General features: G+C 59.2%; 9 protein-coding genes. 6 read left to right on the top strand and 3 right to left on the bottom strand.

Going from position 1 to position 13,130, the window contains the following annotated elements:
• Positions 1-338: 338 nt before the first annotated feature.
• From GSVR_RS13675 to GSVR_RS13685, 3 genes are all read right to left on the bottom strand, one after another.
• Positions 339-1,814: a sigma-54 dependent transcriptional regulator gene (locus tag GSVR_RS13675; protein ID WP_173202395.1), complete on the bottom strand. Its 1,476-nt coding sequence runs from the start codon at positions 1,812-1,814 to the stop codon at positions 339-341.
• Entirely contained in the window at positions 1,789-4,137 is a 2,349-nt protein-coding gene (locus tag GSVR_RS13680) for an ATP-binding protein (RefSeq protein WP_173202396.1), read from the bottom strand. The genes GSVR_RS13675 and GSVR_RS13680 overlap by 26 nt, the downstream gene beginning before the upstream one ends.
• Positions 4,138-4,543: 406 nt before the next feature.
• A complete protein-coding gene (locus GSVR_RS13685) occupies positions 4,544-6,202 on the bottom strand; it encodes an AMP-binding protein (RefSeq protein WP_203978675.1) in 1,659 nt (552 codons plus the stop codon).
• A 442-nt stretch (positions 6,203-6,644) separates the two neighbouring features.
• Between GSVR_RS13685 and GSVR_RS13690 the strand changes: the two genes are divergently transcribed.
• The 6 genes from GSVR_RS13690 (at position 6,645) to GSVR_RS13715 (ending at position 13,102) form a co-directional block, all read left to right on the top strand.
• On the top strand, positions 6,645-8,174 hold the full coding sequence (locus GSVR_RS13690; protein WP_173201790.1) for a glutamate synthase-related protein: 1,530 nt from the start codon (positions 6,645-6,647) through the stop codon (positions 8,172-8,174).
• A gap of 4 nt (positions 8,175-8,178) precedes the next feature.
• Complete coding sequence (locus tag GSVR_RS13695; protein ID WP_173201791.1) at positions 8,179-8,628, top strand: 4Fe-4S dicluster domain-containing protein; 450 nt, start codon at positions 8,179-8,181, stop codon at positions 8,626-8,628.
• Positions 8,625-9,935 carry an NAD(P)/FAD-dependent oxidoreductase gene (locus tag GSVR_RS13700; protein ID WP_173201792.1) on the top strand — a complete coding sequence of 437 codons (1,311 nt, stop codon included), beginning with the start codon at positions 8,625-8,627 and terminating at the stop codon, positions 9,933-9,935. The genes GSVR_RS13695 and GSVR_RS13700 overlap by 4 nt, the downstream gene beginning before the upstream one ends.
• Before the next feature lie 87 nt (positions 9,936-10,022).
• Entirely contained in the window at positions 10,023-11,135 is a 1,113-nt protein-coding gene (locus GSVR_RS13705) for a glutamine amidotransferase family protein (RefSeq protein ID WP_173201793.1), read from the top strand.
• Positions 11,136-11,218: 83 nt separating this feature from the next.
• The gene (locus tag GSVR_RS13710) at positions 11,219-11,965 is read left to right on the top strand and encodes a hypothetical protein (protein ID WP_173201794.1); all 747 of its coding nucleotides are present in this window, start codon (positions 11,219-11,221) and stop codon (positions 11,963-11,965) included.
• 360 nt (positions 11,966-12,325) lie between these two features.
• Entirely contained in the window at positions 12,326-13,102 is a 777-nt protein-coding gene (locus GSVR_RS13715; RefSeq protein WP_173201795.1) for an IclR family transcriptional regulator, read from the top strand.
• Positions 13,103-13,130: the final 28 nt, after the last annotated feature.

Here is a 13,130-nt window from a genome sequence, read left to right on the forward strand (position 1 = left end):
GACGACACGCATTCCGATCCAGTGCTGCCACAGTTCCACAGAGTGGGACCGCTAGCCAAGAAACGTTCAAGCCATTGAAATAAAAGAAATTATTAGCACAGGAGGGAATAAAATGCGCTGAAGCTCGTTCTTGCCGCACAGGAGCCGGTTCCTGTTGCACAGGAATAAGGGCTGGAATCAGGGAAAAGGCGAAGCACCCGGAGGCACAGGCAACTCTGAAGACGGGAAAAATCGGGATGTTCGGTCCGGGCGGGGAAGGCGGCCATCAAGCGCTGCGTTACAGCTCCGGAACTGGCGGCGAGGCAGTCTACGTATCTCAGAGGTTGTTCGACGATCTGCTAGGGAGTGGGGTCGGCTTCCGCTTCTGCCGGGTGTGACGGCCGGGGCTTGAGATGTTTGTCGGGCGGCGTGCTCTGCTTCTTCAGCAGGGCGTACAGACGCGACTGGGACAGCCCCGAAATCCGGCAGGCCCTGCCGATATCGTGGTCGGCCTGGACCATCAGGTCATGCAAGTACTGCTGCTCGGCACGGTTATAGACCGAATCGCGGAAGGCCTGGATCTTGGGGAGGTCCTTTGGCTCCGCCTGCTCTGCTGCCGGTTCTGCAGGAGGAACAAGGCTGTCCTTCCTCAGGGAGCTGCGCATGACTTCGATCCGGATCTGCATCGGCAGGTGTTTCGGAAAGAGGATCACTTCGGAGCGGGCAGCCACAATGGCACGTTCCAGCGCATTGACCAGTTCACGAACATTGCCGGGCCAGGCATAGGCGGCCAGGTGCTTCAGGAATTCAGGGGCAAACCCCTTGGGGGGCACGGCGTAGCGTTCGCAGAGGCGGTCCACATGGTAGCGGGCCAACTGCCGGACATCCTCGGCGCGCCCCCGCAGCACGGGCAGCTCGATCACAAAGGAGCGCAGCCGGAACAGCAGGTCGTTTCGGAAACGCTCCTGCCTGACCATCTCCTCCAGGTTGCGGTTGGTGGCAGCCACCAGCCTGAAATCGCTGGTAAGTTCACGCGTGCTTCCCAAAGGACGGAAACGACGCTCCTGCAATACCCGTAAGAAAGCCTTCTGCAGGGTCAGCGGCATCTCGCCGATCTCATCAAGAAACAAAGTACCGCCGTCAGCCTGGCGGATCAATCCCTCCCGGGCCTGATCCGCCCCGGTGAAGACCCCCTTTTCGTGGCCGAACAGCATACTCTCGATCAGGGTCTCGGGCAGGGCGGCGCAATCCACCACAACAAAGGGACGGTTGGCCCGGAGACTGTTCCGGTGCACCGCCCGGGCGAACAGCTCCTTGCCGGTGCCGGTTTCTCCGGTGATCAGCACGCTGGCATCGCTGGCAGCCGCCTGGGCCACCTGATCGAGACAGCACATGAGCTGCGGGCTGCAGCCGATGATGTCCTCCCGCTTCAGGGATGCCGCGACTCCTGCGGCCGCTCCGGCCTGCTTCTGCTTGCGGTACTGAAGAGCACGCACCAGCGAAAGCATTATCTCCCTGACCGAGGCCCCCTTTTCCAGATAGTCCCAGACACCGCTCTTGATGGCCAGTTCCGCCCCGCTCGGGTCGCCGTAGCCGGTCATGATGATGATTTCCGGCGCATGCGGCAGCTTTTCCAGGTGAGGCAGCGCATCCAAACCGTTGCCGTCCGGCAGGCGCACGTCGAGAAAAACCACATCGAAGAGTTCCTGGGACGCCTTTTTCAATCCGACTGCCAGGGTATGGGCGCAGTCGGCCTCGTGTCCCTTGCGCCGGGCCACCAGGGAAAGCGACTGGCATACCAGCTGGTCGTCATCGATGATCAGGATCTTGGCCATCAGGCTCCCTCCGGGCATGGGCATCATCCAGCGCACGTCGGATCAGGCCGGCGATCTCGGCCCGCTCCAGCGGTTTCAACGCCAGTTCGCAGATGTATTCGGCGGTTTCGCCATCCCCGGTGGCGGCACCGCTTGAGAGGGGATCGTAGCCGGTGCAGAGGACGATCGGGATATCCGGCCGGATCAGGCTTATCTCGCGGGCCAGTTCAGTGCCGTTCATACGCGGCATGGTCTGGTCGGTGATGACGATATCGAAACTGTCCGGCTGGGCGCGGAACAGCTGCAGGGCCTGGCGCGGATCGCTCCTGGCCACCACGTTGTAGCCGAGCTGCCTGAGCATGCGCTGTCCGGCGAACACCAGGTCCTCTTCGTCGTCCACCAGCAGAATGCGTTCACTGCCGTGCTCGGCCTGCACCGGCCGCAAATCTCCCCTGGGCCGGCCGGCAGCTTCGATTCGCGGCAGGTACACGCAGAAGGTGGCCCCCCTGCCCGGCTCGCTCTCCACGGTAATGGCGCCGCGATGGTTCCTGACAATGCCGTGGATCACCGATAGCCCCAGCCCGGTACCCTCTTTCTGCGATTTGGTGGTGAAGAAGGGGTCGAAGATCCTCTCCATGGTGCCGGGATCGATGCCGTGCCCGGTGTCCCGCACCATGAGGCGCAGGTAGGAACCCGGCGCCAGGTTGCCGATGGAGGCCGCGGCAGCGCCGTCCAGATCGGCGTTGTCCAGCCAGACCTCCAGCACGCCGTGGGGCTGGCAGCGCATGGCGTGCAGGGAATTGGTGCAGAGATTCATCACGATCTGATGAATCTGGGTCGGATCGGCCAGCACCTGTCCCAGCTCCTTGCCCAGGTTCAGCGCTATTTCGATGGAAGCGGGCTGGGACGCCCGCACCAGCTTCAGGCACTCGTTCACGATCAAATCGACCTGGACCTCCTGCGGTTCCTGCTCTCCCCTGCGGCTGAAGGTCAAAATCTGCTTGACCAGGTGCTTGCCGCGCAGCCCCGATTTCAGGATCACGTCCAGGAGCTCGTGCAGCGGGCTTTCGGACGGGGTCTCCGCGATGGCCATCTCGGAACAGGTGATGATCGATGCCAGCGTGTTGTTGAAGTCATGGGCGATCCCGCCCGCCAGGGTGCCGATGGACTCCATCCGCTGCGCCCTGCGCAGCTGCCGTTCCAGCTGCCTTTCGTTGGTCACGTCCCGGATCAGGGCCACATAGCTGATTACCTTCCCGCTCTGGTCCGACACAGACCAGGTGCTGACGTTGATCTCGAAAGTCACGCCGTCGTTGCGCCGGTAGGAGAGCTGGCCGGTATAGCCCTCGCTGTGGGGGATGGCGTTCAGGATGGTGGCGTAGAAGTGGTGGTCGTCGTCCTGATGCTCCAGCGCATGGATGTTTGCTCCGATCATCACCTGGGGAGGCCGGCCGGTGATGGTTTCGATGGCGGGATTGACGTACTGGATCACCCCCTCGGCGTCAAACAGGAACAGCCCTTCCTTGGCCTGCTCGATCACCGAGGCCAGCAGCCGGCGCTCCCGTTCGCTGGCCTTGCGTGCCTGGGCGGCCCTGAGGGCGGTGATGCCGTAGGACAGGTCATTGGCGAGTTCGCCCAGCAGTTTGACTTCATGGCCGTCAAAGGCGTTCGGTTCCCCGGCGAAGATGACCAGTGCGGCAAAGACCTGATGATCGCTGCTGAGCGGCAGAGAGATGGAAGAGGCGAAACCGTGCCTGAGCGCCTCATCGCGCCACTGCATCCATTTCGGATCGTATTCGATGTACTGGGCCACCACCGGCCTGCCGGTCCTGATGGCAGTGCCGGTCGGCCCCCGTCCACGATCGGTATCGGACCAGTTCGTCTTCAGGTTCTTCAGGTACCCGGTTTCATCGCCCCACTGCACCACCGGGTGTATGCTCAGCTCGTCATCGTGTTCGGCCAAGCCGACCCAGGCCACCCGGTATCCTCCGACCTGGACGATGGTCCGGCAGATGGACTGCATCAGCTGCATCTCGTCCGTGGCCCGGATCAGGGCCTGATTGCACTCGCTGTAGGCCTTGAGCGCCCGGTTGAGGCGCCCCAGCGCCTGTTTGCGCTGCAGGATGCCCGACTCGCTCTTGCGGATCATGACGTACAGGAGCCAGGCCGTTGCCAGGACGAAAATCGTATTGTGCAGCTCGATCTGCTTGAAGGCGCTGGGATCGATCAGAAAGGAGGTCACCACCTGGGTGGACACCAGGAGCAGCCAGATACCGCCGATGCAGGCGTAGAAAATGGCGATGCTGAGCGGGTTGATGCGTATGCACCAGGATGGCCACTTCAAGGGAGCGTCCGAGAGGAGTCAGAGTGGACGACAACGGGGTGGCGGCAGATACCGCCAAGGGACGTGGAGAACTGCCACAGGCGTATCGGGAGGGAACGGCTACTCACGGGCATCGACCTTTCCACGGGGAAGTGCAGCCGATTTACCCTTCAACTGTAGCGCAGGTTATATAACCGTCAAGACGGCAGCCTACATTGCGGGGACCAAGGGAACAAAATCAATTTTTACCACGGAGGACAACCTTCTTTACAGGGATGTACAGGATGAACGGGATAAAAAAACTAAGACTTCCAAAGAGCTTCTGAGATTCTATCCTGTACATCCCTGTAAAATGCTTTTGATGTTACGGCTTTCTCCGTGTCCTCTGCGCCCTCTGTGGTGACAGCTTTTTTGGAGTTTTAGTCTTTCACGCCGTCGGCCCCGCCTCATCCAGCTGCATCTCCTTGATCGCCATCTCACGCATCTTGAACTTCTGGATCTTGCCGCTGGCGGTCATCGGGTAGTTCTCGACGAAGCGTACATACTTCGGGATCTTGTAGTTGGCGATTTTGTCACGGCAGAAGGCACGCACTTCCTCTTCATCCATTGTCATGCCCTTTTTGAGGATGATCGAGGCCATGACCTGCTCGCCGTATTTGCGGTCAGGCACGCCGTAGACCTGGACGTCGCTGATCTTGGGATGGGTGTAGAGGTATTCTTCGATTTCACGGGGGTAGATGTTCTCCCCACCGCGGATGATCATGTTTTTGATGCGGCCCGTGATTTTGCAGTAGCCGTTTTCGTCCATGATGGCCAGGTCGCCGGTGTGCAGCCAGTTGTCGCCGTCAATGGCACGGGCGGTTTCGTCCGGCATTTTGTAGTAGCCTTTCATGACCAAATAGCCGCGCGTGCACAGTTCCCCCTGTTTGCCGGGGGGCAACGTGGCTCCGGTTTCGATGTCGACGATTTTGACTTCCACGTCCGGCAGGGCCCGGCCTACGGTGGCTACCCGCAGTTCGATGGCGTCGTCCGTGCGGGTCTGGGTGATGACCGGTGAGGATTCGGTCTGGCCGTAGGCGATGGTGATTTCAGAGGCGTGCATGTCGGCTATGACCTTTTTCATGACTTCGATGGGGCAGTTGGAGCCGGCCATGATGCCGGTTCTGAGGCTGGTGAGGTCGAAGGTTTTGAATTGGGGGTGTTCCAGTTCGGCGATGAACATGGTGGGGACGCCGTGGACGGCGGTGCATTTTTCCTTTTCGATGGTCTGCAGGACTTTGAGCGGGTCGAAGATTTCCACCGGGACCATGGTGGTGCCGTGGGTGACGCAGGCCATGACCCCCAGCACGCAGCCGAAGCAGTGGAAGAAGGGCACCGGGATGCAGAGCCGGTCCTTTTCGGTCAGGCGCATGCATTCGCCGATGTTGTAGCCGTTGTTGACGACGTTGTAGTGGGTCAGCATGACCCCTTTGGGAAAGCCGGTGGTGCCGGAGGTGTACTGCATGTTGATGGTGTCGTGGCAGTCCAGCCCGGCTTCCACGGCGGCCAGGCGCTGGTCGCTGATGTCTTTTCCCTGGCCGATGATGCTGTTGAAGTTGAGCATGCCGGCCGGGGTGTTGTCGCCGATGAAGATCACCCGTTTGAGGTGGGGCAGTTTGGGGGTGTTCAGCTGGCCCGGCTGACTGGTGGTGAGTTCGGGGATCACGTCGTTGACGGTCTGGACGTAGTCGGAGTCTTTGAAGCTGCGCACCATGAAGAGGGTGGTGGAGTCGGACTGGTTGAGGATGTATTCCAGTTCAGCACTCTTGTAGCTGGTGTTGACCGTGACCAGTACGGCGCCGATCTTGGCGGTGGCGAATTGCAGGATCACCCATTCCGGTACGTTGTAGGCCCAGATCGAGAGGTGGTCCCCTTTTTTGATGCCCATGGCCAGGAGCCCTTTGGCCACCTGGCGGCAGAGCTCGTTGAACTGGTGGTAGCTGTAGCGCAGGCCGCGCTCGGGGTAGACCAGCGCATCGTTGTCGGGAAAACGGCGGGCCATGTCGTCCAAAAGCCCGCCGACAGTCAGTGTGATCGGTTGCGACATACCCTCACCTCCAATTTTATACATGCAGGGATTCAGGCTGAATCAGCCTCAAGTGACTGATCCAGCTATCATAGAGCATCGCTGTTAGTCAAGAGCCAATCGGTGACAAACGGCCTGTCGAGAGCATGGGTCAGGCGGCGCCAACCACTGTGTAACTCACACAAGCATAAAAAATACACATCAACCACCCGTATACCCCATACCGGAAAAGCAAATCACAGGGGCATTACACGACACCCCTGACAACATCTTCCGGAAGTACCCGACAAATGGACAAAAACCATCAGGCCCCGGAAAGTTCTTCGTCCAGGACTTCACTTTGGCATTCCTGTTGCTAATTAATGCCCCAGCAAGGCGGCACAGGTGTGCCCCAGATGAGCGCAGCCGCACAAGAAGCGGCTACAGGCGCACCAGGAACCGGAACATCCGGAGGAGGTTCAGAGTGCTTTACAAATCAGTGAACGAATCCTTCAACGAGTTCATCGTCGAACGGAGCGATCCCAAATGCATACGCTGCAAGGTATGCGTACGTCAGTGCGCCTACGAGGTGCATCGCTATGTAGAATCCGATGACTGCCTGATTGAGGACCACACGCTCTGCATAGGCTGCCGGCGCTGTTCCGCCCTGTGTCCGACCGGAGCCATCACCATCCGCGCCAACCAGGAGGTCTTCAAGAAGAACGAGTCCTGGTCAACGGCCCACATCCGCAACGTGTACGCCCAGGCCGATACCGGCGGCATATTGCTGGCCGCCATGGGTAATCCGGCCAAGTACCCGATCTTCTGGGACCATCTGCTGCTCGATGCGTCGCAGGTCACCAACCCCTCCATCGACCCCCTGCGCGAACCGATGGAGCTGCGTACCTACCTGGGGAAGAAACCGGATAACATCGAGGTGGTGCGCGACCCCGCCACCGGTGCTCCCAGCCTGAAGACAAAACTCACTCCGCAGCTCAAACTGGAGTATCCCTTCATTTTCTCGGCCATGAGCTACGGCGCCCTGAACCTGAATGCCCATCGCGCCATGGCCGCTGCCGCCGAAGAGCTGGGCACGATCTACAACACCGGTGAGGGGGGGCTGCACAAGGACCTCTACAAGTACGGCAAGAACGTCATCGTCCAGGTCGCCTCGGGGCGCTTCGGCGTCAGCGAACAGTATCTGAACGCCGGCGTGGGAATCGAAATCAAGATCGGCCAGGGAGCCAAGCCGGGTATCGGCGGGCACCTGCCGGGCGAGAAGGTCAACGACCAGATTTCCGAAACCCGCATGATCCCGATCGGCTCCGACGCCATCTCGCCGGCACCGCATCACGACATCTACTCGATCGAGGACTTGCGCCAGCTGATCTATGCGCTCAAGGAAGCCACCAACTACACCAAGCCGGTTTCGGTCAAGATCGCTGCCGTGCATCACATTGCCGCCATCGCCTCCGGCGTGGCCCGTGCCGGTGCCGACATCATCACCATCGACGGATTCCGGGGGGGGACCGGGGCAGCGCCTCAGGTCATCCGCGACAATGTCGGCATTCCCATGGAACTGGCACTGGCGGCCGTGGATTCCCGCCTGCGCGACGAAGGGATCCGCAACCAGGTTTCGATCGTGGTCGGCGGTGGGGTACGCTCCTCCGGCGACGCCATCAAGGCCATCGCCCTGGGAGCCGACGCCATCAACATGGGCACCTCGACCCTGCTGGCCTTGGGCTGCACCCTCTGCCAGCGCTGCTACACCGGCAAATGTCCCTGGGGCATCACCACCAACAACCCCTACCTGGCCAAGCGCCTCAACCCGGAACTGGGAGCGGAAAAGCTGGTCAACCTGGTGCACGCCTGGGGCCACGAAATGAAAGAGATCCTGGGGGGCATGGGTCTGAACGCCCTGGAATCGTTGCGCGGCAACCGGTACAAGCTGCGGGCAGTTGGTCTTTCCGAAAAAGAAATGTACTTGCTCGGCGTCATGCCGGCAGGGGAGTAAGCATATGAAACGAATCTACACCATCGAAGACGCCTGTATCGGCTGCCACTTGTGCGAAATCGGCTGCATCACCGAACATTCGCTTTCCAAGGACCCTGTCAAGGCATTCCTGCACGAGAAAGAGCGGCCCATTTCACGCTGCACCGTGGAGGAGCGGGACGGCGGCGTGATATCCCTGTCCACCACCTGCCGGCACTGCGACGAACCGGACTGCCTGCGGGCCTGCATCTCCGGCGCCATTCAGAAGAATGCCGAAGGGGTTGTCCGCATCGACCGCGAACAGTGCGTGGGCTGCTGGTCGTGCGTGATGGCCTGCCCCTACGGTGCGATCCAGCGAAACCTCGCCAGCAAGAAGGCCAACAAGTGCGACCTCTGTCCGGATCGCGAAACACCGGCGTGTGTCGATGCCTGCCCCAACAGAGCACTCGTGTACCGGGAGGGAAGCCAGAAATGAATTACGTGATCGTCGGAAACTCCGTGGCTGCCGTGGGCGCCATCCGTGCCATCCGGGCACTCGATCAGGACGGTACCATTACCGTGATTTCGCGCGAGCGGCATAACGCCTACGGCCGGCCGCTGATCTCCTATCTGCTGGGGGGGCTGATCAACGAAAAGCGCATGTCCTACCTGCCGGAGGATTTTTACGAGCAGAACCGGATCAACCTGCTGCTGAATTCCGAAGTGGTGGCCGTGGACAGCGTTGCAAAAAAAATCACGCTGGCCAGCGGCGACAGCCTGCCCTACGACAAGCTGCTGCTGGCAACCGGCGGTGATCCGTTCGTGCCCCCCATCTCAGGGCTGGCCGACAAGGATCGCGTTTTTACCTTTACCACCTGGGACGATGCCGCCAAACTGAAGGTCATTTCCCAGGACATCAACCGTGCCGTAGTTATCGGCGGCGGCCTGATCGGCCTGAAGGCAGCAGAGGGACTGAACCTGCTGGACAAGAGCGTCACCGTTGTGGAACTGGCCGACCGCGTGCTCTCATCGGCCTTTGACCGGCCGGCCGGCAAGATCGTGGCCCGCAAGATGAAGGCCAACGGGATCGACGTGATCACCGAGGACACGGTCGTCAGCATCGAAGGCAACGGACGCGAGATCACCGGCGTTACCCTCAAGTCGGGTGATTTCATCCCCTGCGATACGGTGGTGGTCGCCATCGGCGTACGCCCGGCAGCCGGTTTCCTCAAGGGAAGCGACATCGAGATCAACCGCGGGATCGTGGTGGACAGCAGCATGGCGACCTCGGCCGAAGGGGTCTATGCGGCCGGAGACGTGGCTGAGGCAGCCGACTTTTTCAGCGGACAGAAGAATCCGATGCCGATCTGGCCTGACGCCTATATCCAGGGGGACATCGCCGGCACAGCCATGGCAGGCGGCACCAAGGCCTACGAAGGTGGCCTGGCCATGAACTCGATCGAATTCTTCAAGGTCTCCACCATTTCCATGGGGGTCACCAACCCCAGGGATCCCAGCGAATACGAGATCCACGCGTTTCAGGACATCCAGAACTACCAGTACCGCAAGATCGTCCTGCAGGACAATCGCCTGGTCGGGGCGGTTCTGGTCGGCAACGTCGACCGCGCCGGCATATTCTCGGGTCTGATCAGGGAAAAGATCGACATGACCCCCTTCAAGGAGAGCCTGCTGCTGCCGGAATTCGGCTTCATCAACCTGTCCCGGGAGATCAGGGACCAGCTCTTCGCACCACAGGGCAAAACCAGCGATACCGGACGTACTCAACGGGCCGTCGGACACTGATCGCGTTCAGGCGATCATGGATCGCCGATCCGGACATAGGGCGAATACCGGGCGAATCCAGATTCGCCCTTCCAGAGGAACTTACCCATGAAACAGCAATCTCCGTACTTCTACGAAAAAGAAATCTCCAACTGCGGCCTGACCGGATTCATCTCCAAAAAGGGGACACGTGTCGGAGGAGAGGTCATCATCACATCGATCTCGCTGATGCACGACCGCGGCAACGGCCTGGGGGGCGGCTTCGGCGCCTACGGCATCTACCCCGACTATAAAGAGTTCTACGCCTTTCACCTGATGTACGAGAACTCCATGGCTCAGCAGCTGACCGAGGAGTACCTGGAAACCAATTTTCATATCGAGCAGCAGGAGGACATCCCCACCCGCCGCACGAAAGCCATCGCCAATCCGCCGGTATTCAAGCGCTACTTTGCCAGCCCGCTGGCAACCGACGAATACCGTGAGGCCCTCGAATATCAGGGGCTGACCGAAGAAGACATGATCGTCCGGCACGTGATGGCCATCAATCATGAGATCGAAGGGGCTTTCGTGGTGTCGTCCGGGAAAAACATGGGGGCCTTCAAGGGGGTCGGTTTTCCGGAGGAGATTGCCGATTTCTTCCGCCTGGAAGAGTACAGCGGCCATATCTGGACCGCCCACAACCGTTTTCCGACCAATACCCCCGGCTGGTGGGGGGGCGCACACCCCTTTACGCTGCTGGACTGGTCCATCGTCCATAACGGCGAAATTTCGTCCTACGGCATCAACAAGCGCTACCTGGAGATGTACGGCTATCTCTGCACTATGCTGACCGACACCGAGGTGGTGGCCTACATGCTCGACCTGCTGATCCGCAAGCACGGCTTGACCCCTTCGCTGGCCTGCACCGCACTGGCCCCCCCGTTCTGGGAACTGATCGATCAGCTGCCGCACAACGAGCGCGAACTTTTGACCGCCATCCGCCAGGTCTACGGCAGCGCCCTCCTGAACGGGCCCTTTGCCATCCTGTTCGCCAGCAACAAGGGCCTGATCGGCCTCAATGACCGCGTAAAACTCCGCCCCCTGGTCTGCGCCGAAAAGGACGATTTTGTCTACATGGCCTCGGAAGAGGCTGCCATCCGCGAGATCTGTCCGGCCCCCTCCCGTATCTGGGCGCCGCGCGGCGGCGAACCGGTCATCGCAATGGTCGAAGGAACGGCTTAGAGGCAGGGACCAGTGATCAGGGACCGGGGATCGGCAAAGGCCTTTCCTGGTCCCCGGCCCCAATTTTACAAGGAGAGCTTTCCATGAAAATAGATGCCCAGGGCACTTACTACCGCGATCTCAACGTGAGTATCCGCGAAGCGGTTTCGGCAGGTGCCGAAATCATCGAGCTGGACAACGTCAATGGCCAGTACTTCATCGGCGACGGCATCAACCGGCCCGTTACCATCACCATCAACGGGGTGCCCGGCAACGATCTGGCAGCTTTCATGAATGGCGCCACCATCGTTGTGAAGGAAAATGCCCAGGATAATATCGGCAACACCATGAATGCCGGCAAGGTGATCGTGCACGGCCACGCGGGTGATGTTCTCGGCTATGGCATGCGCGGCGGCAGGATCCATATCCGCAAGGATGTCGGCTATCGCGTCGGCATCCATATGAAATCGTACGAGGAGAACAAACCGGTCCTGATCGCCGGCGGCAATGCGGGCGATTTCTTCGGGGAGTACATGGCCGGCGGCGTCCTGATCCTGCTGGGCATGTTCAGCGACAACACTTCCAAACCAAAACATGGTTATCTGTTTGGCACCGGCATGCACGGCGGCGTCATCTATGTGCGCGGCGGAGTGGACGAATCCAGGCTGGCAAAAGAGGTCGGGGTATTCGAACTCGACGGCGAAGACCTCAGGGCCCTGGAAGGGTACATCAAGGAATATTGTTCGGATTTCAACCTGGATCCGGCCGAAATACTCAAGGAACGCTTCGTAAAAGTGCTTCCGCGCAGCAAGCGCCCTTACGGCAACATGTACTGCCCGATGCCCAAATGATGAAATAACGGCTTTTCAGCAGTACCGTTTCAACCAAGGAAGATGTCCCCGGACATCTTCCTTTTTTTTGTATCAACCCTCCTGCCTCCCCCTGTCTTGACATCTGCGAAATGCGTCATATCATTCCATCATCAGACACCAATCAACCACAAAATCAAAATTGTCAAAAACACATTTCATTTATTTTTCACTTTCATTTATTTTATAAACTATTGTTTTTTATGATTTATTTTTAAAAATTATTTACGGTATACAATTTTATTGACAAAACTAAAACGCCGTACTACAAACAGAAAAATTTGTCCTACATGATTTTAAACAGATGTTTCCAAAAAACACTAGGAGCTCTTGGAGCTGATCATGGACAGAGAACGTGGCGCTTATTCGGTTCAGGCTGTAGTTAAGGCGTTTGACCTCCTTGAAACCCTTGCCGCGGAAGACTCCAACCCGACCATTCCGCTCCTGGCCAGAAAACTGGAGCTGAGCCGCAACAAAGTGTTCCGGTTGCTGGCCACACTGGAAGACAAAGGCCTGGTCGAACGCGACGAAGTCAGCGGCATGTACCGGCTTGGATTGTGCGCCTTCGAGATGGCCCAGCATATTCTCAAAAGTGCCAGCCTCATCAGATTGGCACATCCTGTCATGGAAGAACTGGCCAGGAAGCACGACGAGGCGATCTACATCACCGTCCTGAACAATGATGAAGTGCTCTTCCTGGATATGGTCGACTCTTTTCAGCAGATAAAGACAGTGCCCCTGGTCGGCAGACGCTTTCCCTTTTTCACCAATGCCGCCGGTAAAGCCATCAAAGCCATGAGTTCCTCCGATGCAATCGGAGCGATGGGTAAACGACGCGCTGCCAAGACTGGCATTCGCGATATCCAACGACTGGAATCCGAACTCGACGATATCCGCAAACGCGGAGTCGCCGTGGATATCGGCGGGCTGGGCGAAGGTATCTGCGCCGTCGCCGTTGCCATCAGGGATTACGCCGGCAAGGTGGTGGGTGCCTTGACGCTTCTGGCCCCCTCCTTCCGCATGCTGCAGGATCGTCTGGAGCAGGAAATCATTCCTTCCATGCTGGAGGGGGCGGAAGTACTTTCCATGAAATTCGGCTATGCCAAGATACACGCATGAAAGATGAATCCATTACGCGAAAGGAGAC

Source organism: Geobacter sp. SVR, assembly GCF_016865365.1.
GTDB lineage: Bacteria > Desulfobacterota > Desulfuromonadia > Geobacterales > Pseudopelobacteraceae > Pelotalea.